Here is a 24561-nt window from a genome sequence, read left to right on the forward strand (position 1 = left end):
TTGGGCGTACCGGGCGGTCGGCCCGGCACGGAGCGTGCGGTGGAAGGTGGTGCGGTCGGAGGTACGGAAGGACGGAGGCGGTCACGAACGGGCGGCCTCCGCCTCTGTGCTCCGGTGTCAGGAGCGGGCGCCGTCCGCACCCGTCTGTGCGACGGGCGCGGAGACGGGACCTGAGGCTCCGGCGGCGAGTGCGGCGGGTGCGCCCGGTGCGTCCGACGCGGCCGGTGCTGAGCGCGCGGTCGCCGAGAGGCGGATCAGCCGGGACTCGCAGTGGTCCAGCCAGCGCGCCTCGGCCTCCGTCTGGAAGATCAGCTGCTCCAGGACGAGCAGCCAGGCCACGTCGTCCCGCTCCCGCGCCCCGCCGCTCTCGACGGCCAGGAGCGCCTGGGCCTTGAGCCGGGTGTAGTCCTGCATCGCCTTCACGGTGTGCCGGCGCTGGGACTGGATGACGTCGCGGATGTCGACGCTCGGCGCCCCCACCGCCATGGCGAGCTTGATGGCCAGCTCGTCACGGGCGGGGCTGGTGCGGTCCACCGGCTTCTCGAACCAGGTCCTCAGCTCGGCCCGGCCGCTGTCGGTGATCGCGTAGAGGGTGTGCCCGGCCTCGTCCTCGCCGCCCTGCGCGACCATGCCGTCGCGCTCCAGGCGGTTGAGGGTCGTGTAGACCTGGCCGACGTTGAGCGGCCAGGTGGAGCCGGTGCGGGACTCGAACTCCGTACGGAGCTGAGAGCCGTAACGCGGACCGCGTTCGAGGAGGGCGAGGAGCCCGTGGCGGATCGACATACTCAGTATGTATACCGGGTATGCCGTGCGGGACAACCGTCCTGAGGCGGAAGCGGGAGGTCCTCCTCAAGGGGGATCCGGCCCTCCGCACCGGCTCAGCGCCGGCGCATCCGGAGTCCCAGGAAGCCGATTCCGAGCCCCATCAGGGCCAGCCCCAACCCCAGGGTGAGCACGGGAACCCGCTGGTCGACGAGGTCGGAGGCGGCCTCGGTGCCCGCTTGCGGCGCGACGGCGGGCAGGCTGGCGGGCGCGGCCTCGGGCGGCGCGGGCTCCTCCTCGCGTACCGCTCCGTCGCCCTCCTCCTCGCCCTCCCGCGACTCCGATTCCGTAGCGGTTTCGGTACGGAAGGAGCGTGCCGGGGGCCACGAAGGTGACGGCGCGGCCGTCTCGGTGCGGCCGGGCCGGAGCCTGCCCTCGGCGGCGGGCCGGCCCGCGAGGGAGGCCGAGGGCTCCGGAGCGGGGGCGCCCGGAACCGTGGCCGCGGCGGGCGCGGGGGCCGCCGGGACGGTGCTTCCGGCGCGCCCCGGCGGGGCGGGGACGGGAGCGGGGGCGGAGGCCGGAGCGGAGCCGGGGCCGGGGCTGGGGGCCGAGGGGGGAGCGGAGACGGGGGCGGACGCCGTGGCGGTCGCGGAAGGCGCCTCCGGAGGGGGCGCGGAGGAGACGGCGGGCGCCGGGGGCGCCGCCGGGGTGGCATCGGGGGGCGCGGGCACGGGGATCACGGCGACCGCCGCGGCACCCTTCCCGACGCCCTCCCCAGCTCCCTCCATGGCCACCGCCGCAGCGCTCGCCGCGGTGCCGGGAGGCTCCGCCGGACGCGCGGGGGGCGCGGCGTACAGGGCGCAGGCGCAGACGAAAGCGCAGGTGAGCGCGGGGCGCAGGGCTCTCGCCCATGCCCCGTCGAGTACTGGAGTCACCGGGTGACCCCCTCCCGTACCGAGCCGCCGAGGTGTTCGACTCAGCGTCACATGTCGGGACGATTCCGGCACCCGGTGCGCATCCGGGAGGGGGTGGCGGAGGCCGCCGGGACTACTGCGGCGGGTTGCCCGTCGAGACCTGGAGCGTGAACTCCGCGTCCTTGGCGGTGATGTCCGTGCCGACCGGCGGGTACTGCTCCAGGACCGTGCCCTCGCCGTACGTCGCCTCGTCCACCGGGGTCTGGACCTTGATCTTCCATCCGGCGGCCTGGACGCAGTCCTTCACCGACTGGATGTTCCGGTACTTGAAGTTGGGCACCTCGAACTTCTCGGGGTCGTCGCTCGACTCGTTCGGCTGGGTGCACTTCTTCGCGTCGATGGTCTTGGTCAGGTCGGGCCCCTTGTGGCCCGGCGCCGCCGACTGGCTCTGCTGGGTGCCCGTGCCGCCGGTGGTCCCCGCCCGCGGGTCCTCGTTCTTGTCCTTGTCGAGGCTGAGCCCCACGATCAGGCCGCCGATCGCGAGCACCGCGACCGCGACCGCGCCCACCAGCACCGGCGTGTTCCGCCGGGAGCCGCCGCCCGCCGGAGCGGGCGCGTGCACCTGGGCGTACGGCGCGGGCGTCGGGGCCTGGGCGTACGGGGCGGGCGTCGGGGCCTGCTGCGGGTAGCCGTACGACGGCGCGGGGGTCGCGGGGCCGTAGGGGCCCGGCTGCGGCGTCGGCGCCAGGTACGGCTGCTGCACGCCGTGCGGCCCGGAGTGCGCGCCGGAGTGCGGGCCGGGCGGCGGGGTCTGGCCGATCGGCGGGAAGACAGCCGAGCCGACGCCCGCGCCGCTGCTGACCGGCCCGCCCGCGACGATCACGGGGGCGCCGGTCTGCCCGGCCGACAGGACCCGCAGGCACTCGTCGCGCATGGCCGCCGCGCTCGGGAACCGCTCGTTCGGGTTCTTCCGCAGCGCGCGGGCGACGAGCGCGTCCATCGCCGGCGTCACCGAGCGGTTGACGGAGGACGGGGCGACCGCCTCCTCCTGCACGTGCGCGTACGCGATGGCGAGCGGGGAGTCGGCGTCGAAGGGGAGCCGGCCCGTGAGGAGCTGGAAGAGCATGATGCCGACCGAGTAGAGGTCGGATCGGGCGTCCACCGCGCGGCCGAGGGCCTGCTCGGGGGAGAGGTACTGCGGGGTGCCGACGACCATGCCGGTCTGCGTCATCGAGGTGACCCCCGACTGCATGGCCCGCGCGATGCCGAAGTCCATGACCTTGACCACGCCGCGCCTGGTCGTCATCACGTTGCCCGGCTTGATGTCGCGGTGGACCAGGCCCATCTCGTGGCTGACCTCGAGCGCGGCGAGCACGTCGGCCGTGACCTTCAGCGCCTTGTCGGCCGGCATCGCGCCGTACTGCCGCACGTCCGCCGCGAGGACCGAGCCGAGCGGCTGCCCCTCCACGTACTCCATGACGATGTAGGGCATGACGGCGCCGTCGAGGGTGTCCTCGCCGGTGTCGAAGACCGAGACGATGTTGGTGTGGGACAGCTTCGCGACGGCCTGCGCCTCGCGCCGGAACCGCTCGCGGAAGGACTGCTCCCGGCCGAGCTCCGTGTGCAGCGTCTTGATGGCGACCTGCCGGTCGAGGGCGGTGTCGTACGCCAGGTACACCGACGCCATGCCGCCCTCGCCGAGAAGGTCGCGCAGCTGGTACCGGCCGCCCGCGACCGAACCGCCCGCGTAGCGGCCCTGTCCGCCGTCCTGGCTCATCTGTGCTCCCCCTACACGCGCGCGTGGCGGCGTCGATATGGATTTCCCGGCCAAGTCTGCCCCAGGGCGGTGACACGTCAAGCCGGGTGCCCGTTACGTGACCCTCCGCACAGGAAGCGTTTCCGAACCGGTGCGGGAATGCGTCGAATTTGCACAGGTGTACGTGAACGGGATTGGATGGCCGGTCCATCTCGGACCGTGATGTCGCACGGAGCCTGTAGCGTGACGACTGGACACGGCACGACAGACGACGGCGAGGACTGATGGCACCCGAATCCGGAACAGGCGGCGGTGTGCCGGACGCGTCCGCCGAATCCTGGGGCGTCGGCGGAGTCGTCGGCGACGGTCGCTACCGCCTGACGCACCGTCTGGGACGCGGCGGCATGGCCGAGGTGTTCGCGGCGGAGGACGTACGGCTCGGCCGCACCGTGGCCGTCAAGCTGCTGCGCGCCGACCTCGCCGAGGACCCGGTCTCCAAGGCCCGCTTCACCCGCGAGGCGCAGTCCGTCGCCGGCCTCAACCACCACGCGATCGTCGCCGTGTACGACTCCGGCGAGGACCTGGTGGGCGGCCGGCCCGTGCCGTACATCGTGATGGAGCTGGTCGAGGGCCGCACCATCCGCGACCTGCTGCTGAGCGCCGAGGCGCCCGGTCCCGAGCAGGCCCTGATCATCGTCTCCGGGGTCCTGGAGGCGCTGGCCTACTCGCACCAGCACGGCATCGTGCACCGCGACATCAAGCCGGCCAACGTGATCATCACCCACGGCGGCGCGGTCAAGGTCATGGACTTCGGCATCGCCCGCGCCCTGCACGGCGCGCAGTCGACGATGACCCAGACCGGCATGGTCATGGGCACGCCGCAGTACCTCTCGCCCGAGCAGGCGCTCGGCAAGGCCGTCGACCACCGCTCCGACCTGTACGCGACGGGCTGCCTCCTCTACGAGCTCCTCTCGCTGCGGCCCCCCTTCACCGGCGAGACCCCGCTGTCCGTCGTCTACCAGCACGTCCAGGACGCGCCGGTCCCGCCGTCCGACGTGACGGGGTCCGTGCCGCCGGAGCTGGACGGCCTGGTGATGCGCTCGCTCGCGAAGGACCCGGACGACCGGTTCCAGAGCGCCGAGGAGATGCGCGGGCTCATCCAGTACGCCCTCCAGATGCTCCAGCAGCAGGGCGGCTACACCGGCACGTGGAACACCGGACCGATCGAGGCGCACGAAGGCGGCCGGACCCCGGCCGGCGGCGTCGCCGCGACGGCCGCGATGGGCCACCCGACGCACGGGGAGACCGCGCAGGGCCCGATCCTCCCGCCGATGAACCCCGACGACGGCGGCTACGACGGCGGCACGGGCGGCGGGGGCTACGGCCAGGGCGGCTCGTACGGGCCGCGGGGCGGCGGCAGCGGCGGCCGGGGCAAGATGTGGCTGTTCGCCGCGCTCGCGGTGGTCGCCGTGGTCGCCGGGGTCGCGTTCGCCCTCAGCAAGGCGGGCGGGAACGGCGGTGGCGGCGGTACGGAGAACAAGACGCCGACCGTCTCCACCTCGCCGTCGGTGACTCCCTCGGAGGAGCCCACGTCCTCGCCGGAGCCCACCCAGGACCAGACGCAGGACCCGGGCACGTCCACCGGCGGCTCGACGCGGGAGCCGTGGACCGAGCAGCCGACGCGGCAGCCGGACTGGCCCACGGGCACGCCGACCACCGAGACGCCGACCGAGCCGACCACCACGCCGCCGGTCGAGCCCACGGGCACGCCCACGAGGACGGTCAACCCGACGACCGGCCCCACGACCCCGCCGGCCACCGAGCCGACCGGCGACCCCACCGGGGGCGGCGACGGCGGCGGCGACACCGGTGACCCGGGCACCGAACCGACGGCCACCGGCGAGGCGGGCTGACGGGCCGGCTCCCGCCGGGGCCGGCCTTCCATCGGGACCCGGCCCCCACCAGGACCGGCCCCACCAGGACCGGCCCCACCAGGACCGGCCCCATCGGGGTCGGCCCTTATCGGCCGGGCCCGGTGCTCACCCCGCGAAGGCCTCCCGTACCGCCTCGTACTCGCGGGTCCACCAGACCGCCAGGGCCGACACCGCGGGGAACTGCGCGTCGGCCCTCCGGTCGTGGAGCTGGTAGCGCCAGCGAAGGGTCCAGAAGTCGTTGAGCCGCTCCCACCAGACCCTGCGCGCCGCCGCCGCCAGCTCGGCGCCGTCGGCGCCCGTCGCCCGCCGGTACGCGCGCGCGTAGGCCCGCACCTTCCCCAGGGCCAGCTCGCCCCCCGGCCGTACGAAGAAGATCGCGGCCGCCCTGACCGCCTCCTCGGCCCTCGGACGGAGCCCGAGCCGGTCCCAGTCGACGATCGCGGCGGGCTCCGCGCCCCGGTAGAGCAGGTTCAGCGGATGGAAGTCGCCGTGCACCCAGCCGGCGCCCGAGGCGGCCGGTGGCCGGTGCTGGGCGTGCTGGGCGAGCAGCGTCCGGCGCTCCCTGAGCCGGTGCTCGGCGAGCGCGTCGAAGCTGTCGCGGGGACGGTGCGCGCGGACGAGGCGGATCAGCTCGTCGATGGCCCGGAAGGTGTCCTGGGGGTCCGCGCTCGCGCACGCGTCCGCGTCCGTCCCGCCGGGCGCCCCGTCGGGTCCGGGGGCGCCCATGACCCGGTCGAGCGCCGTGTGGACCTGCCCGAGGAGGGTCCCGAGGCGGCGGCAGCCGCCGGTGGAGAGCTGGCCGCCGTCCCGGTGGCGGCCCTCGACCCAGGGGTGCAGGGCGTAGCAGTGGCCGCCGACGACGGCGACCGTACGGCCCCGGGCGTCGGCGAGCGGCGGGGCGACGGGCAGGCCGAGGGCGTGCAGGCGCTGGGTGGCGCGGTGCTGGCGGGCGACGGTGGCCCGGTCGGCGGTGGCGGCGTCCAGGTGCTGCTTGAGGAAGTAGGTGCCGCGGGTGGTGGTGAGCCGGAAGCCGCGGTTGAGCAGCCCCTCGGTGACCGGCACGCAGGCCAGCGGCTCCCCGGCGTGACGGTGCCGCCGCAGCAGCACGTCGACGGGCGGGGCACCGAGGGCCCGGGCGGACGGTGCGCCACCGGTACGAGCGGGCTGGACGGCCCCGGACCGCGCGGGCGGCCCACCGGGGGCCCGCGCCCCGGCTGGCCGCGCTCCTGCGGACCGGGGCGGCGGGGCGGTCGGCCGGGCGTGCGGCGGCAAGGCGCCCGGCCAAGTGCGCGGCGGCGGTGGCGGTGCGCCGGTCGGCAGGGGGAGGGTTTCAGATGAGCGCGGCACCCGCCAGATGTTAGATCACGCTACGTGGTGAAGGTGTCGCCCTACGGAACGGGCCGTCGGCCGGAGTTCGGCGGCCCCGCTCGCGTAGTCGAGCGCGTGCACCGTCACGAACTGCGGTTCGATCCGCATGTAGACCGGCACGAAGGGCTCGCCGTCCACCAGCTCCGGCTCCGGCCCGAAGGCCGCCCGCTCCCGCGGGGTCGGCTCCACGACCCGCGCGGTGCCGCTGAACTGCACGGTCCAGATGTGCTCGGCCCCCGAGGCGAAGTTGTCCGCCCCGTACGCCACGACGCTGCCGTCGCAGGCCTCGTGGTAGCCGAGGCCCTCGTGCATCCGGAGCAGCACCCGGCCGTCGACCACGATGTGGCGGGCCGGGGCGACGAAGGGCATCGCCCGCATGCTCGTCGCCACCCGGCCGTACGACACGCGGTTCAGCAGCTCGATGGCGCGGATCTCCTCGGTGGACATGACCTCCACTCTCCGTCACCGCCGCGTGCCCGAAAAGGGGCCCCCGCCCCCTCGCGGGGGGACGTAGGTCCCGAAGCGGACCGGTCAGCGCTTCTCGGCCTGCAGCCGCGCCACGTACGCCGCGGCCTGCGAGCGCCGCTCCATGCCCAGCTTCGACAGCAGGCTGGAGACGTAGTTCTTGATGGTCTTCTCCGCGAGGTGGAGCCGCTCGCCGATGGTCCGGTTGGTCAGGCCCTCGCCGATCAGGTCCAGGATCCTGCGCTCCTGCTCCGTCAGGTTGGCGAGCTTGTCGTCACCCTTGGGAGTGTTGCCGTCGCGCAGCCGTTCCAGGACCCGGGCGGTCGCCACCGGGTCGAGCAGCGACTTGCCGGCCGCCACGTCCCGCACCGCGTTCAGGAGTTCGTTCCCCCGGATGGCCTTGAGGACGTACCCCGAGGCCCCGGCCATGATCGCGTCGAAGAGGGCCTCGTCGTCCGCGTACGAGGTCAGCATCAGGCACTTGATGCCCTCGTCCCGGGAGCGGACCTCCCGGCAGACCTCCACCCCGCTGCCGTCCGGGAGCCGGACGTCGAGCACCGCGACGTCCGGGCGGGTCGCGGGGATCCTGACCAGCGCGTCCGCCGCCGTGCCGGCCTCGCCGACCACCTCGATGTCGTCCTCCACGGAGAGCAACTCGTGGACGCCGCGCCGGACCACTTCGTGGTCGTCCAGCAGAAATACCCGGATTTTTCCTTCTTCGCGCACGCAGTCAGTCTCACATATTGGCTCTTCCCGCGCCCGGGGTGCGCGGGATAACGTGCCGCTTGTTCCGGCGGCCCTCCAAGCCGTTGCCGACGCGCTGACCAGCCGCTGTCCCCGCTTTTCTCGATTTACTTGGAAATCCAAGCAAAATCGCAGGTCAAGAGGGGTTTCGCGGTAATGCCGCGCTGTGGGTAACGTGCCTATGACAGGGCGCTCGCCGGGGCACTTGTCACGCCCGACCCCGGCCGCGTCGCACCCACCCCGTGCGAAGGGTACGGATAAGGCGGAGAGCCGCACTGGCCCCACCGGCGAACCCGGGGGGCCGGACCGACGGAGGAGCACGCACGTGACCGTGGAGAGCACTGCCGCGCGCAAGACGACGCGACGCAGCAGCGGCACCAAGCGCACCGCAAGCGCGAGCCCGAGCACCACCAAGAAGACGAGCACGCGCGCCGCGGCGGGAGCGACGGAGCCCGAGCTCGTCCAACTCCTGACGCCCGAAGGGGAGCGCGTCCAGCACCCCGACTACGACATCGACCTGAGCGCCGAGGAGCTGCGCGGGCTCTACCGCGACATGGTCCTCACCCGTCGCTTCGACTCCGAGGCCACCTCCCTCCAGCGCCAGGGCGAGCTGGGCCTGTGGGCCTCGCTCCTCGGGCAGGAGGCCGCCCAGATCGGTTCGGGCCGTGCGCTGCGGGACGACGACTACGTCTTCCCGACCTACCGCGAGCACGGCGTCGCCTGGTGCCGGGGCGTCGACCCGACGAACCTCCTGGGCATGTTCCGCGGCGTGAACAACGGCGGCTGGGACCCCAACAGCAACAATTTCCACCTGTACACGATCGTCCTCGGCTCGCAGACCCTGCACGCCACCGGCTACGCCATGGGCATCGCCAAGGACGGCGCGGATTCCGCCGTGCTCGCGTACTTCGGCGACGGCGCCTCCAGCCAGGGCGACGTCAACGAGTCGTTCGTCTTCTCCGCGGTCTACAACGCCCCGGTCGTGTTCTTCTGCCAGAACAACCAGTGGGCGATCTCCGAGCCCATCGAGAAGCAGACCCGCGTCCCGCTCTACCAGCGCGCCCGCGGCTTCGGCTTCCCCGGCGTCCGGGTCGACGGCAACGACGTCCTGGCCTGCCTCGCGGTCACCCGCTCGGCCCTGGAGCGCGCCCGCCGCGGCGAGGGCCCGACGCTGATCGAGGCGTTCACCTACCGGATGGCCGCGCACACCACCTCCGACGACCCGACCCGCTACCGCCGCGACGCGGAGCGCGAGGAGTGGGAGGCCAAGGACCCGATCCTGCGCCTCAGGGCGTACCTGGAGAACGAGGGCCACGCCGACGCGGCCTTCTTCGAGGAGCTGGAGACGGAGAGCGAGGCCCTCGGCAAGCAGGTCCGCGAGGTCGTCCGCGCCATGCCCGTACCGGAGCACATGGCGATGTTCGACAACGTGTACGCGGACGGGCACGCGCTCGTCGACGAGGAGCGCGCGCAGTTCGCCGCCTACCAGGCGTCCTTCGCGGACGGAGAGGCCGAGTAACCATGGCTGTTCAGAAGCTTCCCCTCGCGAAGGCGCTCAACGAGTCGCTGCGCACGGCCCTGGAGACCGACCCCAAGGTCATCGTCATGGGCCTGGACGTCGGCAAGCTCGGCGGCGTCTTCCGGATCACCGACGGCCTCCAGAAGGACTTCGGCGAGGACCGGGTCGTCGACACCCCGCTCGCCGAGTCCGGCATCGTCGGCACCGCCATCGGCCTCGCGCTGCGCGGCTACCGGCCGGTCGTGGAGATCCAGTTCGACGGCTTCGTCTTCCCCGCGTACGACCAGATCGTCACGCAGCTCGCGAAGATGCGGGCCCGCTCGCTCGGCACGGTGAAGGTGCCGGTCGTCATCCGCATCCCGTACGGCGGCGGCATCGGCGCCGTCGAGCACCACTCCGAGTCCCCCGAGTCGCTCTTCGCGCACGTCGCGGGCCTCAAGGTCGTCACCCCCGCCACCCCCTCCGACGCCTACTGGATGCTCCAGCAGGCGATCCAGAGCGACGACCCGGTCATCTTCTTCGAGCCCAAGCGCCGCTACTGGGACAAGGGCGAGGTCGACACCGAGGCCATCCCCGGCGAGCTGCACAGGGCCCGGGTCGCCCGCGAGGGCACGGACCTCACCCTGGTGGCCTACGGCCCGATGGTGAAGACCTGTCTGGAGGCGGCCTCGGCCGCCGCCGAGGAGGGCAAGTCCGTCGAGGTCGTGGACCTGCGCTCGATCTCCCCGATCGACTTCGACACCCTCCAGGCCTCGGTCGAGAAGACCCGCCGCCTGGTCGTCGTCCACGAGGCCCCGGTCTTCTTCGGCTCCGGCGCGGAGATCGCCGCCCGGATCACCGAGCGCTGCTTCTACCACCTGGAGGCCCCCGTCCTGCGGGTCGGCGGCTACCACGCGCCGTACCCGCCGGCGCGCCTGGAGGAGGAGTACCTGCCGGGTCTCGACCGCGTGCTCGACGCCGTCGACCGCTCGCTGGCGTACTGAGGAGAGCACCGTGACGATCCGCGAATTCAAGATGCCCGACGTGGGCGAGGGCCTCACCGAGGCCGAGATCCTCAAGTGGTACGTCCAGCCGGGTGACACCGTCACCGACGGACAGGTCGTGTGCGAGGTCGAGACGGCCAAGGCGGCCGTCGAGCTGCCGATCCCGTTCGACGGCACGGTCCACGAGCTGTGCTTCCCCGAGGGCACGACGGTCGACGTCGGCCAGGTCATCATCTCGGTGAACGTCGGCGGCGGCGCGCCCCCCGCCCCGGCGGCCCCGGTGACCGAGTCCGTGGCGGCCCAGGCCGTACCGGCGGAGGCTCCGGTGGAGGCCGAGGAGGACGAGCCGCAGGGCCGCCAGCCGGTCCTCGTCGGCTACGGCGTGGCCGCCGGTTCCACCAAGCGCCGCCCCCGCAAGGCGTCGGGGGACGCGGCCCCGGCCGCCGCCCCCGTACAGCAGGCACCCGCCCCCGTACAGCAGGCACCCGTCGCCACACAGCAGGCGCCCGTCGCCGTCTCCGTACCCGGGCAGCTCAACGGACACGCGGCGGGGGCCGGCCGGCCGCTGGCCAAGCCGCCGGTCCGCAAGCTCGCCAAGGACCTCGGCGTCGACCTGGCGACGGTCGTCCCGACCGGCCCGGACGGCATCATCACCCGCGAGGACGTCCACGCGGCCGCCGCCCCGGCGTCCGCCCCGGCCGTCGGGACCCCGGCCCCGGTCCCGGCCCCTGTCCGGGCACCGGCACCCGCCGCGCCCGCCGCGGAGGCGCCCGGCGCGTCGTCCGGCGCCCGGGAGACCCGTATCCCCATCAAGGGCGTACGGAAGGCCACGGCGGCGGCGATGGTCGGTTCGGCCTTCACCGCCCCGCACGTCACCGAGTTCGTGACCTTCGACATCACGCGCACGATGAAGCTGGTCGAGGAGCTCAAGTCCGACAAGGACATGGCGGGCCTGCGGGTCAATCCGCTGCTCCTCATCGCCAAGGCGGTCCTGGTCGCGGTCAAGCGCAACCCGGAGATCAACGCGGCCTGGGACGAGGCGGCCCAGGAGATCGTCCTCAAGCACTACGTGAACCTGGGCATCGCCGCGGCCACCCCGCGCGGTCTGATCGTGCCGAACATCAAGGACGCGCACGACCGGACCCTGCCCGAGCTCTCGAAGTCGCTGAGCGAGCTGGTCGCCACGGCCCGCGAGGGGAAGACCACCCCGGCGGCGATGCAGGGCGGCACCTTCACCATCACCAACGTCGGCGTCTTCGGCGTCGACACCGGCACGCCCATCCTCAACCCCGGCGAGTCCGCGATCCTCGCGGTCGGCGCGATCAAGCTCCAGCCGTGGGTCCACAAGGGCAAGGTGAAGCCGCGCCAGGTCACCACCCTGGCCCTCTCCTTCGACCACCGCCTGGTCGACGGCGAGCTCGGCTCCAAGTTCCTGGCGGACGTCGCCGCGATCCTGGAGCAGCCGAAGCGGCTGATCACCTGGGCGTAATGTCCGGCGCGATCACCCGGGCGTCACGTCCGGCGTGATCGCTGGGCGCCATGCCCGGCGTGATCACCTGGGCGCCATGCCCGGCGTGCACGGTTTCACGTGAAACCGGCGAAAAAGTAACCGACAGGGCCCCGTCCACATCACGGACGGGGCCCTGCGCGGCATCCATGTTGTATCTATGCTGTGTCCATGTCTTCAGCACCCCCCGCCGCCGACCGCGTCTACATGCACGTCAAGCAGGCCGTACTCGACCGGCGCTACGAAGGGGGCACCCTCCTGACCGAGGGTGAACTCGCCACGGCCGTCGGGGTGTCACGGACCCCCGTCCGCGAGGCGCTGCTCAAGCTGGAGATGGAAGGGCTGCTCAAGCTCTACCCGAAGAAGGGCGCCCTCGTCCTCGCCGTCTCCGCCCAGGAGATCGCCGACGTCGTCGAGACCCGGCTCCTCGTCGAGGAGTTCGCCGTCCGCCGGGCCGTGCCCGCCCCCGCCGCCCTGATCGCCCGCCTCGAAGAGCTCCTGGAGGAGCAGAAGCGGCGGGCCGGGGCCGGGGACCTCGCCGAGGTCGCCGTCACCGACCGCTGCTTCCACGCCGAGATCGTCCAGCACGCCGGCAACCAGATCCTCGCCCGCCTCTACGACCAGCTCCGCGACCGCCAGCTGCGCATGGGCGTCGCCGTGATGCAGTCCCAGCCCGACCGCGTCGCCAAGAACATCACCGAGCACGCCGAGATCCTCGACCGCATCAAGGCCGGCGACGCCGAGGGCGCCGCGCACTGCGTCCGCCAGCACCTCAGCTGGGTCAAGGTCCTGGTCCGGGGTGAGGACCGGTGAGCAACCGCAACGGATACGGCTCCGCCGTCACCCTCCCCGGAGACCCGCCCGGCGGCCGCCGCGCCGCCCTCGTCTGGGGCGTCGGCGTCGCCGTCTACTTCGTCGCCGTCATCTTCCGCACCTCGCTCGGCGTCGCCGGACTCGACGCCGCCGACCGCTTCGACGTCAACGCCTCCGCGCTCTCCACCTTCTCCATCCTCCAACTGCTCGTCTACGCCGGCATGCAGATACCCGTCGGCCTCATGGTCGACCGGCTCGGCACCAAGAAGGTCCTGGTCCTCGGCGTCGTCCTCTTCACCGCCGGCCAGCTCGGCTTCGCGCTCTCCCCGTCGTACGGCACGGCCCTCGCCTCCCGCGCGCTCCTCGGCTGCGGCGACGCCATGACCTTCATCAGCGTCCTGCGGCTCGGCAGCCGCTGGTTCCCCGCCCGGCGCGGCCCCCTCATCGGCCAGGTCGCCGCCCTCTTCGGCATGGCGGGCAACCTGGTCTCCACCGTCTTCATCGCCCGCGCCCTGCACGGCCTCGGCTGGACCACCACCTTCGTCGGCAGCTCCTTCGCCGGCGTCCTCGTCCTCGTCCTGCTGCTGCTCTTCCTCAAGGACCACCCCGAGGGGTACGAACCCCAGCCCTCCGCCCACGCGGGCGCGGCCTACGTCCGCCGCCAGATCGCCGAGTCCTGGCGCGAGCCCGGCACCCGGCTCGGCATGTGGGTGCACTTCACCACCCAGTTCCCGGCCATGGTGTTCCTGCTCCTGTGGGGACTGCCGTTCCTCGTCGAGGCGCAGGGCCTGTCACGCTCCACCGCCGGGACGCTGCTCACCCTGGTCGTGCTCTCGAACATGGTCGTCGGCCTCGCGTACGGGCAGATCATCGCCCGCCACCACGCTGCCCGCGCCCCGCTCGCCCTCGGCACGGTCGCGGCCACCGCCCTGCTGTGGGGCGCCACCCTCGCGTACCCCGGCGACCACGCCCCGATGGGGCTGCTCGTCACCCTCTGCCTGGTCCTCGGCGCCTGTGGACCGGCCTCGATGATCGGCTTCGACTTCGCCCGCCCGGCGAACCCGCCGGAGCGTCAGGGCACCGCCTCCGGGATCGTCAACATGGGTGGTTTCGTCGCCTCGATGACGACGCTGCTCGCCGTCGGCGTGCTGCTCGACGCGACCGGGGACGACTACCGGATCGCGTTCTCCTCGGTCTTCGTCCTCGAAGCCCTCGGCATCGCGCAGATCCTGCGCCTCAAGGCCCGCACCCACCGCAGGGAACGGGAACGGCTCGTCGCCAGCCGCGTGGAGGCCGTGCACGTACCCGTGTGACGCGCGTGGTTCACCCGTACCGCGCGTGGTTCATCCGTACAGCGCGTGGTTCATCCGTACCGCGAGTGGTTCATCCGTACCGCGCGTGATCCACCCGTACAGCGCGTGGTTACCGCGGCGTCACCGCGAAGTTGTCGAGGATCGCCCACGCCAGCCGCTCGTCGCCCTCCACCTTGATCCGGTCGGCCGCGTCGGCCGCCCGGACCCGGCCGCAGGCGAGCCGCACGTACGTCTCCCAGTCCGTCGCGAGCGACACCGCGGGGCCGAGCGACGGCGCTCCGTCGATCGAACCGCGCCCCTCCGCGTCCACCCGCACCGTCCGCAGGAACTCCACCGGACCGGTCACGTCGAGGACCACCGCCGAGGAGGCCGGCGCGCCCGCGTCCTTGGCGACCACCTTCGGCAGCGCCTCCAGGAGCACGTCCCGGACCACGTGCGCCCCCGGCGAGTCCAGGTTCCCCGGCACCCCGAGCGCCGTGCGCAGGTCCTGCTCGTGCACCCACACGTCGAAGGCCCGGTTCCGGTAGGCCGCTTCGAGGGTCTGCTCGGCGCCCAGCGGGGCCCGGATCAGGTGGTCGGGGGAGCGGTTCTCGTTGCGGAGCTGACGGGCCCGGCGGATCAGGACGTACTCCAGTTCCGACGTCATCTCCGGCGCCGTGTGGTGGCGCCGCACATCGACCTGGACCTCCATGTAGCGCGCGAAGTCACTGCGCACGTGGTAGAGATCGCGCGGCAGCGAGTGGATCGGCCGGGGGTCGCCCAGCATCTCCGTCTCCATGCCGATGACGTGCGACACGACGTCCCGCACCGACCAGCCCGGGCAGGGGGTCCGCCGGTTCCACTCGCCCTCCACGAGCGGCTGCACCAGCTCGGCTATCGCCTCGATCGAGTGCGTCCAGGCGTCGGCGTAGTTCTGGAGGCTGGGATGGACGGTCACGGGACCCCTCGGCGGTTCTTCGGTGCGCGGGCTGAAAACACGACTGGGTGGGAGGCTCGGACGCTAAGTTACGCTGCCCGGAGGCACCCCGGCAGTGCTTTCGTGTGACGATCGTAGGCCGGTGTTGACGGCTCGAATGCCAGGACGGTGGTAGTGTGCGCGCCTCGCTGATCCAGATCGCGGTAGACCCGGACGAACCGGTCGACGCCCGTCGCGCCCGCGCGGCGCGCCTCGTACGGGAGGAATCCGGCCGTGCGGACCTCGTCGTCCTCCCCGAACTGTGGACCGTCGGCGCCTTCGCGTCCGACCTCTTCGCCGCCGGGTCCGAGCCGCTGAACGGCCCCACGCACCGGGCGATGGCCGAGGCCGCCCGGGACGCCGGGGTCTGGCTGCACGCCGGCTCGTTCGTCGAGGCGGAGGCCGGCGCCCTCTACAACACCTCGCTCGTCCTCTCCCCCGACGGCGAACTCGCCGCCTCCTACCGGAAGATCCACCGCTTCGGCTTCGACAAGGGCGAGGCGGTCCTCATGGCCGCGGGGGAGGACCTGGTCACCGTCGACCTGCCGCACCTCACCGTCGGCGTCGGCACCTGCTACGACCTGCGCTTCCCCGAGCTCTTCCGCGGCCTGGTCGACGCGGGCGCGCAGGCCTTCGTCGTCCCGGCCGGCTGGCCCGCCCGCCGCCGCGCCCACTGGACCCTCCTGGCACGGGCCCGCGCGGTCGAGAACCAGGCGTACGTGCTGGCCTGCGGCACCGCCGGCACCCACGCGGGCATCGAGCAGGCCGGCCACTCGATCGTCGTCGACCCCTGGGGCGAGGTCCTCGCGGAGGCGGGGCCCGGCGAGGAGGTCCTGCGCGTCGAGCTCGACCCCGGCCGGGTCGCCACGACCCGCGAGGAGTTCCCGGCCCTGAAGGACCGGGTCCTGGGCGTGGCGGCGCCGAAGCGGCACTAGGTGCTCTCCAAGGAGCTCAGTCCTCCCGTTCCCGCTCCGCCATCCGGATCACGCACACCGCCACCGCCACCATGAGGGCGGCGTCGGCGTCCTCGCGGACCACGTTCACCGCGTACGTGTCGCGGACGTGGAACCACTGCCGGGAGACGTGGACCAGGAGCTCGCCCTCGTACTCGACGGTGAACTCCCGGTCCAGGATCCGGCCGCTGACGTCCAGTTCGGTGCCCTCGACCAGCGTCACCCGGTAGTGGTTGCGCAGCAGCGAGAGCCGCTTGCGGCGGACGGTCGCGAGCGGCTGGTCGTCCCGCTCGATCGTCATCGTGTCCCGCAGGGCGAACATCTTCTGCCGCAGCGTGATCAGGACCCGCCCGTCGGGGTCCTTCAGCTCCAGGGTGTCGCGCAGCCGCATGGCCTTGCCGTCGACGAGGAAGGCGTGGCGCCCGTGCTCGTCCTCGATCCAGTAGTCGTCGCCGATCGCGAAGATCTTGTCCCGTACGAGATATTTCACCCGGTTACTCCTGCCCGGTCGCAGCCGCTTCTCACCCGAAATAGCGGGTGAACGCGTCCGGACCCGTCCCGAGCATCTCCCCGAACGGCGAGTCGAGCTGATGGATCAGCAGCACCGTGAAGGCGATGAACCCGGACAGGCCCATCACCATCACCACGTGGGTCGCGCTCCGCTTGATCCCGAAGAGGAACATGAACGCGAGCGTCAGCACGCCGCCGATCAGCAGCCCCGTCCACAGCACCGGCGAGAGCCGCTCCTGCGCCGCCGCCTCCCGGCCGCGCCGCGCGTCGTCGACGTAACCGAGCTGGGCCAGCACCTCCTGGGCCGCGATCTGCTCGGACACCCGGTCGGACCGGGTGACCTCGCCCGCCCGCCGCAGCTGGTCGAGCAGCGTCCAGCCCGAGGCGTCGAGCGGCGCGCGGCCGGCCATCGCGGGCCACTCGACGTCCACGACGTGACTCGCGTACGTCCGGGCCGCGTCGCGCACCGGCTGCCGCTGGGCGAGCGGGAGCGCGTCCGCGAGCAGGTACGTCTGGTGCAGGGCGCTCGCCTCGGCCTGGACGTGGTCGGCGGCGGCCGAACGCGTCTCCCAGACGGAGACCAGGCAGAGGCCGAGGACGACGGCGTAGAGGACCGACACCATCATGGCGATGTACTCGGCCACGTCCTCGCGCGGCTCCTCGTCCTCCCCGACCGGGAAGAGCCTGGTCTTGGCGAAGACGCAGAGGGCGGCGACGAGCGCGACGCCGAGGACGACGACGAGGGTTTCGAGCAGGGCCACGGTCATGTCCTCCGGCTGCCGAGGAGCGCGGCGGCGACGGCCGCCGGGATCAGGAGCATCAACAGGAACGTCGCCACCCCGAACTCCCGCGCCTCCCGCGCCCGCCGCCGCACCCGCCCGAGGAACCCCTCGTCGTCGAGCCCGGCGGCACGCCGGAGACCGGGAGGGGGGACGGGGGGCGGGGCGGGCGGTACGGCTCCGGGGGGTACGGCTCCGGGGGCGGCGCCCGCACCGGGAAACGCGGGGGGCGCGGGAAGCCCGGTCGTCCCCGCACCGGCAAGGCCCCCGGGGGCCCCGATGCTCCCGGCCACGCCACCCCCCGCCCCAGCCCCTTGCGAGGCCCCGACCGTCCCAGGCGCCCCGGCTGTCCCAAGTGCCCCGGCCGCACCCGGCGCTCCGGCCGCACCCGGCGCTCCGGCCGCACCCGGCACCCCAGTTGTCCCTGACGCCCCAACTGTCCCCAGCACCCCAGCTGTCCCCGGGGCCCCAGCCGCCCCCGGAGTCCCGGCCGCCCCCGGCACCCGGCTCGTCCCCGCCCCGGCCCCCGCCGCTCCTGCTCCGGCCGCCGCTCCGGCCCCGGACCCTGACCCGGCCACCGCTCCGGGCCCGGCCCCGGTCCCGGCTCCCGTCCCCACCCCTCCCCCCACCACGAAGACGGCCGAGGCCCCCGCCGTGAGCACGGGTGCCGAGACCCGTTCGCCGCCCGCCCCGAGCGTGGTCGCCCGGTCGCTGCCGGAGGCGCGGCCGGTGCTCCGGTAGGTCCCCGGGGGGAGCCGTACGGTGGTCGTGCAGGAGGCGGAGGCGCCCACGGCGAGGACGGGCACGGTCCCGCCCCGCCCCCCGCAGTCGGGAGCGCCGGGCGCGAGGGCGAGGCCGGGGTCCTCGACCTGGACGGCGTGGAGGGGGAGGTTCCCCTGGTTGGTGACGGTGTACGTCACGGTGGCGGACCCCCCGCCCGCCCCTGACCCCGACCCCGACCCCGGCCCCGGTCCCGACCCCGACCCTGACCCCGACCCCGGCCCCGGTCCCGGGACGGCGACCACGACCTCCTCGGCGAGCTGGAGGGCCCCGGCGACCCCCGCGTACCCGGAGGGGGCGGTCGCGGTGAGCCGCGTGTGCAGGGAGGGGACGTCGCCCTCGGCCCGTACGGGATGGACGTGTCTCCCCGCCGCCGCCCGGAACCGGGCCGTGCACTCCACCTCCTCGGCCGCGGGGAGCGGCGCCCCCGGGCACCGCACGGATCCGGCGGGGGCGCCGGGGTCGAGGACCCGCACCCGGTACAGGTCCGCCTCGCTTAGGTTGAGGAGCCGGTACCGCTTCACGACCCACCCCCCGACCCGTACCTCCGGCGGCCGGAGGTGGCTGTCGGCCCGGCCGTTCACGGTCACGGTCAGCCGCAGGTTCCCGTCCCCGACCCCGCCGGCCCACCCCGCGCCCTCGGAGAGGACCGCGCAGGGCAGGGCGAGCAGGACCACCACGAGTAACCCGCCGATCACCCGACGGCAGGAATAATCCGATGATCTGACCACGTGCTCCATGCCCGCCATGCTGACCGGCCCCCGCCCCGGAACCCGCCCCCGGACACGCCCTCCGCCCCCGCCCGACCCCCACTTTCCACCCGTACGGCACCCTTGGACCCATGAACGCTGCCGCGCCCACCCCCGCGCCCCGACGTGCCCGTGTCCGCGCCCCCGAGCTGATCGGCAAGGGCGGCTGGCTGAACACCGGCGGAGAAGAACTGACCCTCGCCGACCTGCGGGGAAAGATCGTTCTTCTCGATTTCTGGACCTTCTGCTGCGTGAACTGCCTGCACGTCCTCGACGAGCTGCGCGACCTGGAGGAGAAGCACCGCGACACCCTGGTGATCGTCGGGGTGCACTCGCCGAAGTTCGTGCACGAGGCCGAGCACCAGGCCGTGGTGGACGCCGTCGAGCGGTACGAGGTGCACCACCCCGTACTGGACGACCCGGAGCTCGCGACCTGGAAGCAGTACGCCGTGCGGGCCTGGCCGACGCTCGTCGTGATCGACCCCGAGGGGTACGTCGTCGCCCAGCACGCCGGTGAGGGGCACGCCAACGCCATCCGGACCCTCGTGGAGGAGCTGGAGGCCGAGCACGAGGCCAAGGGGACGCTGCGGCGCGGCGACGGGCCGTACGTGGCGCCGGAGCCCGTCGCCACCGACCTGCGCTTCCCCGGCAAGGCGATCGCGCTCCCGTCCGGGAACTTCCTGGTCTCCGACACCACCCGGCACCAGCTCGTCGAGCTGGCGGCGGACGGCGAGACCGTCGTGCGCCGCATCGGCGAGGGCGTCTTCCGCGAGCCGCAGGGGCTCGCCCGGCTCCCCGACGGCAAGGTCGTCGTCGCCGACACGGTGCACCACGCCCTGCGCGCCTACGACCCGGAGAGCGGCGCGATCGAGCTGCTCGCGGGCACCGGGAAGCAGTGGTGGCAGGGGTCCCCGACCTCCGGCCCCGCCCTGGAGGTCGACCTCTCCTCGCCGTGGGACGTCGCCTGGTGGCAGGGCAAGGTGTGGATCGCCATGGCCGGCGTCCACCAGCTGTGGACGTACGACCCGGAGACGGGGACCGTCGGGGTCGCGGCCGGGACCACCAACGAGGGGCTCGTCGACGGGCCCGCCGCCGAGGCCTGGTTCGCGCAGCCCTCCGGCCTCGCGGCGGCCGGCGACCGGCTGTGGATCGCGGACTCCGAGACCAGCGCCCTGCGCTGGATCGACGCGGACGGGGTCGTGCGCACCGCCGTCGGCACCGGCCTCTTCGACTTCGGGCACCGCGACGGCGACGCCGGCCAGGCGCTCTTCCAGCACCCGCTGGGCGTGACCGCCCTGCCCGACGGCTCGGTCGCCGTCAGCGACACGTACAACCACGCCCTGCGCCGCTACGACCCCGCCACCGGCGAGGTCACCACCCTCGCCACCGACCTGCGCGAGCCGAGCGACGCGGTCCTCGTGGACGGGGACATCGTGGTCGTCGAGTCCGCCCGGCACCGGCTGACCCGGCTGCGGCTGCCCGAGGAGGCCGTGCGGGTCGAGGCGGTCGCCCACCGCACCCGGCGCGAGGCCACCGAGGTCGCCCCCGGCCGCCTCCGCCTCGACGTCGTCTTCCGGGCCCCGACCGGGCAGAAGCTGGACGAGCGCTACGGTCCCTCGACCCGGCTCCTGGTCTCCTCGACCCCGCCGGAGCTGCTGCTCGGCGGCGAGGGCACGGGCACGGACCTCTTCCGCGAGCTGGACCTGAACCCCGAGGTCACGGAAGGCGTGCTGCACGTGTCCGCGATGGCGGCCTCCTGCGACGACGATCCGGCCAACGAGTACCCGGCCTGCCACGTCCACCAGCAGGACTGGGGCGTCCCGGTGAAGGTCACGGACGCGGGCGCCTCCCGGCTGCCGCTGATCCTCGCGGGCATGGACGAGCAGGGCTAACGCACGAGTCCCTGGTTCCTGGACGGGCGTCCCGCCGCACCGTCCAGGCACCCCGCCACCCAGGCGGCCGGGTCGTGGACGGCCCGGTCGCCGCCCGTGCCGTCCCGCTCCATCCGCGCGCACTCCCCGGCGAGCAGCGCCTTCGTCCGCGACCCGTCCACGTCGTACCCGCGGATCCGGGAGGCCAGGACGTAGCCGCCCTCGTACGCGATGTCCGTGCCCCACGGCGGCCGGTCGTTGTACGCCCCGATCAGCAACCCCGTCCCGGTCAGGACGAGGAGCACGGCGACGGCGACGGACGGGACGAACTTCCGCAGCGGCGGACCCTCATGACGGTGCATGAGGAGGAGCCTGCCGGGCGGGACCTTTCGCGGATGTTTCGCGGCCCCCGCCCGGGACTCAGCCCTCCAGGAAGGCCACCAGCGCGTTCGCGAGCAGGAACGGGTCCTGCGCGCCGCACAGTTCGCGGGCGCTGTGCATGGAGAGGATCGCGACGCCGATGTCCACGGTGCTGATGCCGTGGCGGGCGGCCGTGATCGGGCCGATCGTGGTGCCGCAGGGCATGTCGTTGTTGGAGACGAAGGACTGCCAGGGCACGCCCGCCTTCTCGCAGGCGGCGGCGAAGACGGCCCGGCCGCTGCCGTCGGTGGCGTAGCGCTGGTTGACGTTCACCTTGAGGATCGGGCCGCCGTTGACGCGCGGGTGGTGCGTCGGGTCGTGCCGCTCCGCGTAGTTGGGGTGGACCGCGTGACCGGTGTCGGAGGAGAGGCAGACGGTCCCGGCGAAGGCGCGGGCCCGGTCCTCGTAGGAGCCGCCCCGGGCGTAGACCGAGCGCTCCAGGACGTTGCCGAGCAGGGGGCCCTGGGCGCCGGTGTCGGCCTCGGAGCCGTTCTCCTCGTGGTCGAAGGCGGCGAGGACCGGGATGTACGGCAGGTCGTCGCGGCCCGCGAGGGAGGCGAGCGCGGCGGTGGCGGCGTGCACGGAGAGCAGGTTGTCCATGCGCGGCCCGGCGAGCAGTTCGCGGTCGCGGCCCAGGTAGGCCGGGGCCTCGACGGCGTGGACCATCAGGTCCCAGCCGGACACGTCCTCGGCGTCGACGCCGGCCTCGGCGGCGACGAAGGAGATCAGGTCGCCCTCGTGGACGTCCCCGATGCCCCAGACGGGCTGCATGTGGCGCTGGCGGTCGAGCTTGAGGCCGTCGTTGGCCTGCCGGTCGAGGTGGATGGCGAGCTGCGGGACGCGCAGCAGCGGCCGGTCGACGTTCACCAGGCGGTGGCTGCCGTCGCGCAGGGTGAGCCGGCCCGCCAGGCCGAGGTCGCGGTCGAGCCAGGTGTTGAGGAGGGTGCCGCCGTAGACCTCGACGGCGACCTGCCGCCAGCCCTGCGACCCCATGTCGGGGCGCGGCTTCACGCGCAGGTTCGGGGAGTCGGTGTGGGCGCCGACGATCCGGTACGGGGTGTGGGCGGCGGCGCCCTCCGGCACGTACCAGGCGATGATCGCGCCGCCGCGGACCACGTACTTCCCGCCGCCGGTCGCGTCCCAGGCCGCGGTCTCCTCGACCCGCCGGAACCCGGCCTTCTCCAGTCGCTCGGCCGCGTTCGCGACCGCGTGGTACGGCGAGGGGGAGGCCGCGAGGAAGGCCATGAGGTCGTCGGTGTGCCCGCGGTCGAAGGGGCCTGCGGTGGGACGGGAAGCTGCGCTGCTCATGGGTTCACCTTACGCAGGGGGCCGGTGGGGAGGCCGAGGTGCCCGGGACGGCGGATGCGCCTGGAGAGGCGAGGCCCGGGAAGGCGGAAACGCCCGGGAGAGGGAAGCGCCCGGGGAGGCGGAAGCCCGGAAGGCGGAACGGCCCGCCCCCCTCCCCGGGGACGAGCCGTTCCTTGTATGGACGAGAAGTGCTCTCGGCCGCTGCGAGCAGCGGTCCTAGAACGCGGCCTCGTCCAGGTCCATCAGCGAGCCCTCGACGGACTCGGCGAGCGCGCGCTCGGTGGAGACGCCCGGCAGGACGTTGGCGGCGAAGAACTTCGCGGCCGCGATCTTGCCCTGGTAGAAGGCTGCGTCCTTGCCGGAGGCCCCGGCGGCCAGCTTCTCGGCGGCGACGGCCGCGCTGCGCAGGAGCAGGTAGCCGACGACGACGTCGCCGGAGGCGAGCAGCAGGCGGGTGGTGTTCAGGCCGACCTTGTAGATGTTCTTGACGTCCTCGCCGGTGGCGGTGAGGTCGGTGATCATCGTGCCGACGATGGCCTCCAGGTCGACGGCCGCCTTGGCGAGCGCGTCGCGGGCGCCGGCCAGCTCCTCGCCGCCGGTGCCGACCGCGAGGAACTTCTTGATCTCCTCGGACAGCGTGTTCAGGGCCGCGCCCTGGTCGCGCACGATCTTCCGGAAGAAGAAGTCCTGGCCCTGGATGGCCGTGGTGCCCTCGTAGAGGGTGTCGATCTTGGCGTCCCGGATGTACTGCTCGATCGGGTACTCCTGGAGGAAGCCGGAGCCGCCGAAGGTCTGGAGCGACTGCGCGAGCTGCTCGTAGCCCTTCTCGGAGCCGTAGCCCTTCACGATCGGGAGCAGCAGGTCGTTGAGGCCGTGCAGCGCCTTGGCGTCCTCGCCGGCCGCCTCCTTGATCGCGATCTCGTCCTGCACGGAGGCCGTGTAGAGGACGAGGGAGCGCATGCCCTCGGCGTACGCCTTCTGCGTCATCAGCGAGCGGCGGACGTCGGGGTGGTGCGTGATGGTGACCTTGGGCGCGGCCTTGTCCATGAAGTTGGCCAGGTCGGTGCCCTGGACGCGCTCCTTGGCGTACTCCAGGGCGTTGAGGTAGCCCGTGGAGAGGGTGGAGATCGCCTTCGTGCCGACCATCATGCGGGCGAACTCGATGATGAGGAACATCTGGCGGATGCCGTCGTGCTTGTCGCCGATCAGCCAGCCCTTGGCGGGGTGCCGGTCGCCGAAGGTCATCTCGCACGTGTTGGAGGCCTTGAGGCCCATCTTGTGCTCGACGTTGGTGGCGTACACGCCGTTGCGGGCGCCCAGCTCGCCGGTCTCCCAGTCGAACTCGTACTTCGGCACGAGGAAGAGCGAGAGGCCCTTGGTGCCGGGGCCGGCGCCCTCGGGGCGGGCGAGGACGTAGTGGAGGATGTTCTCCTCCATGTCGTGCTCGCCGGAGGTGATGAAGCGCTTGACGCCCTCGATGTGCCAGGAGCCGTCCTCCTGCTGGACCGCCTTGGTGCGGCCGGCGCCGACGTCCGAGCCCGCGTCGGGCTCGGTGAGGACCATGGTGGAGCCCCAGCGCTTCTCGACGGCGATCCGCGCGACCTTCTTCTGCGCCTCGTTGCCCTCGTTGTGGAGGATGCCGGCGAAGGCCGGGCCGGAGGAGTACATCCAGATGGCCGGGTTCGAGCCGAGCAGCAGCTCCGCGTAGGCCCAGATCAGGGAGCGCGGGGAGACGGTGCCGCCGATCTCCTCCGGGATGCCCAGGCGCCAGTACTCGGACTCCATGAAGGCGTCGTACGACTTCTTGAAGGAGGCCGGGACCGGCGCGGTGTTGGTCTCCGGGTCGAAGACCGGCGGGTTGCGGTCGGCGTCGGCGAAGGACTCCGCGAGCTCGTTCTCGGCGAGGCGGCGGATCTCGTCGAGGATGCTCTTGGCGGTCTCGACGTCCATCTCCTCGAACGGACCGGTGCCGTACACCTTGTCGCGGCCGAGGACCTCGAAGAGGTTGAACTCGATGTCGCGGAGATTCGACTTGTAGTGCCCCATGGCGACGGCTCCGTAAGGCTCGGGGAGGGAGGTTCCTCGTACACGTACCAGTGAGTAGCAAAACGCTCTCCACGATGATGCTACCCGTGGGTAATAAGAGCAACCCCTGAGG

At 73.1% G+C, this 24561-nt stretch carries 21 protein-coding genes; 8 read left to right on the plus strand and 13 right to left on the minus strand.

The window, feature by feature from the left end; all coding sequences use genetic code 11:
- Nucleotides 1-117 precede the first annotated feature (117 nt).
- The 3 genes from ACIP5O_RS01635 to ACIP5O_RS01645 all read right to left on the minus strand — a co-directional run bounded on the left by ACIP5O_RS01635 (nucleotide 118) and on the right by ACIP5O_RS01645 (nucleotide 3453).
- Nucleotides 118-783, minus strand: a complete 666-nt coding sequence (locus tag ACIP5O_RS01635; protein ID WP_401287212.1) for a PadR family transcriptional regulator — start codon at nucleotides 781-783, stop codon at nucleotides 118-120.
- 95 nt (nucleotides 784-878) lie between these two features.
- Nucleotides 879-1697: a hypothetical protein gene (locus ACIP5O_RS01640; protein ID WP_401287214.1), complete on the minus strand. Its 819-nt coding sequence runs from the start codon at nucleotides 1695-1697 to the stop codon at nucleotides 879-881.
- 112 nt (nucleotides 1698-1809) lie between these two features.
- Nucleotides 1810-3453 carry a protein kinase gene (locus ACIP5O_RS01645; RefSeq protein WP_401287217.1) on the minus strand — a complete coding sequence of 548 codons (1644 nt, stop codon included), beginning with the start codon at nucleotides 3451-3453 and terminating at the stop codon, nucleotides 1810-1812.
- Nucleotides 3454-3716: 263 nt separating this feature from the next.
- Between ACIP5O_RS01645 and ACIP5O_RS01650 the strand changes: the two genes are divergently transcribed.
- Complete coding sequence (locus ACIP5O_RS01650) at nucleotides 3717-5345, plus strand: protein kinase (RefSeq protein ID WP_401287220.1); 1629 nt, start codon at nucleotides 3717-3719, stop codon at nucleotides 5343-5345.
- Nucleotides 5346-5471: 126 nt separating this feature from the next.
- Here the strand turns inward: ACIP5O_RS01650 and ACIP5O_RS01655 are convergent, their stop codons facing one another.
- The 3 genes from ACIP5O_RS01655 to ACIP5O_RS01665 form a co-directional block, all read right to left on the minus strand.
- The gene (locus tag ACIP5O_RS01655; protein WP_401287222.1) at nucleotides 5472-6428 is read right to left on the minus strand and encodes a phosphotransferase; all 957 of its coding nucleotides are present in this window, start codon (nucleotides 6426-6428) and stop codon (nucleotides 5472-5474) included.
- Nucleotides 6429-6728: 300 nt separating this feature from the next.
- Complete coding sequence (locus ACIP5O_RS01660) at nucleotides 6729-7181, minus strand: pyridoxamine 5'-phosphate oxidase family protein (RefSeq protein ID WP_401287224.1); 453 nt, start codon at nucleotides 7179-7181, stop codon at nucleotides 6729-6731.
- Between the two features lie 84 nt (nucleotides 7182-7265).
- A complete protein-coding gene (locus tag ACIP5O_RS01665; protein WP_401287226.1) occupies nucleotides 7266-7925 on the minus strand; it encodes a response regulator in 660 nt (219 codons plus the stop codon).
- 343 nt (nucleotides 7926-8268) lie between these two features.
- Between ACIP5O_RS01665 and pdhA the strand changes: the two genes are divergently transcribed.
- Genes pdhA through ACIP5O_RS01680 form a run of 3 tightly spaced genes read left to right on the plus strand, consistent with a single transcriptional unit; the run spans nucleotide 8269 to nucleotide 11934 of the window.
- Nucleotides 8269-9462, plus strand: coding sequence for a pyruvate dehydrogenase (acetyl-transferring) E1 component subunit alpha (gene pdhA, locus ACIP5O_RS01670; RefSeq protein WP_401287229.1), 1194 nt, complete (start codon nucleotides 8269-8271; stop codon nucleotides 9460-9462).
- Nucleotides 9463-9464: 2 nt separating this feature from the next.
- Nucleotides 9465-10445: an alpha-ketoacid dehydrogenase subunit beta gene (locus ACIP5O_RS01675; RefSeq protein WP_401287233.1), complete on the plus strand. Its 981-nt coding sequence runs from the start codon at nucleotides 9465-9467 to the stop codon at nucleotides 10443-10445.
- A 31-nt stretch (nucleotides 10446-10476) separates the two neighbouring features.
- A complete protein-coding gene (locus ACIP5O_RS01680; RefSeq protein WP_401288107.1) occupies nucleotides 10477-11934 on the plus strand; it encodes a dihydrolipoamide acetyltransferase family protein in 1458 nt (485 codons plus the stop codon).
- On the opposite strand, the gene ACIP5O_RS01685 is transcribed toward ACIP5O_RS01680, so the two are convergent.
- Nucleotides 11921-12103: a hypothetical protein gene (locus ACIP5O_RS01685; protein WP_401287235.1), complete on the minus strand. Its 183-nt coding sequence runs from the start codon at nucleotides 12101-12103 to the stop codon at nucleotides 11921-11923. The two genes, ACIP5O_RS01680 and ACIP5O_RS01685, sit on opposite strands and share 14 nt — an antisense overlap.
- A 20-nt stretch (nucleotides 12104-12123) precedes the next feature.
- On the opposite strand from ACIP5O_RS01685, the gene ACIP5O_RS01690 reads away from it, so the two are divergent.
- A complete protein-coding gene (locus ACIP5O_RS01690; protein ID WP_356539519.1) occupies nucleotides 12124-12765 on the plus strand; it encodes a GntR family transcriptional regulator in 642 nt (213 codons plus the stop codon).
- Complete coding sequence (locus tag ACIP5O_RS01695) at nucleotides 12762-14078, plus strand: nitrate/nitrite transporter (protein ID WP_401287239.1); 1317 nt, start codon at nucleotides 12762-12764, stop codon at nucleotides 14076-14078. Before ACIP5O_RS01690 ends, ACIP5O_RS01695 begins: the two co-directional genes overlap by 4 nt.
- A gap of 109 nt (nucleotides 14079-14187) precedes the next feature.
- On the opposite strand, the gene ACIP5O_RS01700 is transcribed toward ACIP5O_RS01695, so the two are convergent.
- Complete coding sequence (locus ACIP5O_RS01700) at nucleotides 14188-15015, minus strand: maleylpyruvate isomerase family mycothiol-dependent enzyme (protein ID WP_401287242.1); 828 nt, start codon at nucleotides 15013-15015, stop codon at nucleotides 14188-14190.
- Nucleotides 15016-15170: 155 nt separating this feature from the next.
- Here ACIP5O_RS01700 and ACIP5O_RS01705 point away from each other — a divergent pair, with 155 nt between their 5' ends.
- Nucleotides 15171-15968, plus strand: coding sequence for a carbon-nitrogen family hydrolase (locus tag ACIP5O_RS01705; RefSeq protein ID WP_401287245.1), 798 nt, complete (start codon nucleotides 15171-15173; stop codon nucleotides 15966-15968).
- 16 nt (nucleotides 15969-15984) lie between these two features.
- On the opposite strand, the gene ACIP5O_RS01710 is transcribed toward ACIP5O_RS01705, so the two are convergent.
- Together ACIP5O_RS01710 and ACIP5O_RS01715 are read right to left on the minus strand one after the other, a co-directional pair.
- Nucleotides 15985-16476 carry an LURP-one-related/scramblase family protein gene (locus ACIP5O_RS01710; RefSeq protein WP_401287248.1) on the minus strand — a complete coding sequence of 164 codons (492 nt, stop codon included), beginning with the start codon at nucleotides 16474-16476 and terminating at the stop codon, nucleotides 15985-15987.
- A gap of 31 nt (nucleotides 16477-16507) precedes the next feature.
- The gene (locus ACIP5O_RS01715) at nucleotides 16508-17257 is read right to left on the minus strand and encodes a hypothetical protein (protein ID WP_401287251.1); all 750 of its coding nucleotides are present in this window, start codon (nucleotides 17255-17257) and stop codon (nucleotides 16508-16510) included.
- Between the two features lie 1639 nt (nucleotides 17258-18896).
- Here ACIP5O_RS01715 and ACIP5O_RS01720 point away from each other — a divergent pair.
- Nucleotides 18897-20696 carry an NHL domain-containing thioredoxin family protein gene (locus ACIP5O_RS01720; RefSeq protein WP_401287253.1) on the plus strand — a complete coding sequence of 600 codons (1800 nt, stop codon included), beginning with the start codon at nucleotides 18897-18899 and terminating at the stop codon, nucleotides 20694-20696.
- Here ACIP5O_RS01720 and ACIP5O_RS01725 read toward each other — a convergent pair.
- The 3 genes from ACIP5O_RS01725 to ACIP5O_RS01735 form a co-directional block, all read right to left on the minus strand.
- Nucleotides 20693-21037 (minus strand): hypothetical protein, encoded by a 345-nt coding sequence (locus tag ACIP5O_RS01725; RefSeq protein ID WP_401287256.1) that lies wholly within the window; start codon nucleotides 21035-21037, stop codon nucleotides 20693-20695. The genes ACIP5O_RS01720 and ACIP5O_RS01725 overlap by 4 nt on opposite strands.
- A 58-nt stretch (nucleotides 21038-21095) precedes the next feature.
- On the minus strand, nucleotides 21096-22403 hold the full coding sequence (locus ACIP5O_RS01730) for a M18 family aminopeptidase (RefSeq protein ID WP_401287259.1): 1308 nt from the start codon (nucleotides 22401-22403) through the stop codon (nucleotides 21096-21098).
- A gap of 216 nt (nucleotides 22404-22619) precedes the next feature.
- The gene (locus ACIP5O_RS01735) at nucleotides 22620-24449 is read right to left on the minus strand and encodes an acyl-CoA dehydrogenase (protein ID WP_401287262.1); all 1830 of its coding nucleotides are present in this window, start codon (nucleotides 24447-24449) and stop codon (nucleotides 22620-22622) included.
- Nucleotides 24450-24561 lie beyond the last annotated feature (112 nt).

It is taken from the genome of Streptomyces sp. NPDC088915 (assembly GCF_044749825.1).
Classification (GTDB): Bacteria; Actinomycetota; Actinomycetes; order Streptomycetales; family Streptomycetaceae; genus Streptomyces.

What these genes read in the sequence shown, in the direction of transcription:
- ACIP5O_RS01635 (WP_401287212.1), bottom strand. Translation starts at nt 783, where the DNA reads ATGTCGATCCGCCACGGGCTCCTCGCCCTCCTCGAACGCGGTCCGCGT.
- ACIP5O_RS01675 (WP_401287233.1), top strand. Translation starts at nt 9,465, where the DNA reads ATGGCTGTTCAGAAGCTTCCCCTCGCGAAGGCGCTCAACGAGTCGCTG.
- ACIP5O_RS01660 (WP_401287224.1), bottom strand. Translation starts at nt 7,181, where the DNA reads ATGTCCACCGAGGAGATCCGCGCCATCGAGCTGCTGAACCGCGTGTCG.
- ACIP5O_RS01720 (WP_401287253.1), top strand. Translation starts at nt 18,897, where the DNA reads ATGAACGCTGCCGCGCCCACCCCCGCGCCCCGACGTGCCCGTGTCCGC.
- ACIP5O_RS01690 (WP_356539519.1), top strand. Translation starts at nt 12,124, where the DNA reads ATGTCTTCAGCACCCCCCGCCGCCGACCGCGTCTACATGCACGTCAAG.
- ACIP5O_RS01680 (WP_401288107.1), top strand. Translation starts at nt 10,477, where the DNA reads ATGCCCGACGTGGGCGAGGGCCTCACCGAGGCCGAGATCCTCAAGTGG.
- ACIP5O_RS01645 (WP_401287217.1), bottom strand. Translation starts at nt 3,453, where the DNA reads ATGAGCCAGGACGGCGGACAGGGCCGCTACGCGGGCGGTTCGGTCGCG.
- ACIP5O_RS01650 (WP_401287220.1), top strand. Translation starts at nt 3,717, where the DNA reads ATGGCACCCGAATCCGGAACAGGCGGCGGTGTGCCGGACGCGTCCGCC.
- ACIP5O_RS01735 (WP_401287262.1), bottom strand. Translation starts at nt 24,449, where the DNA reads ATGGGGCACTACAAGTCGAATCTCCGCGACATCGAGTTCAACCTCTTC.
- ACIP5O_RS01685 (WP_401287235.1), bottom strand. Translation starts at nt 12,103, where the DNA reads ATGGATGCCGCGCAGGGCCCCGTCCGTGATGTGGACGGGGCCCTGTCG.
- ACIP5O_RS01725 (WP_401287256.1), bottom strand. Translation starts at nt 21,037, where the DNA reads ATGCACCGTCATGAGGGTCCGCCGCTGCGGAAGTTCGTCCCGTCCGTC.
- ACIP5O_RS01730 (WP_401287259.1), bottom strand. Translation starts at nt 22,403, where the DNA reads ATGAGCAGCGCAGCTTCCCGTCCCACCGCAGGCCCCTTCGACCGCGGG.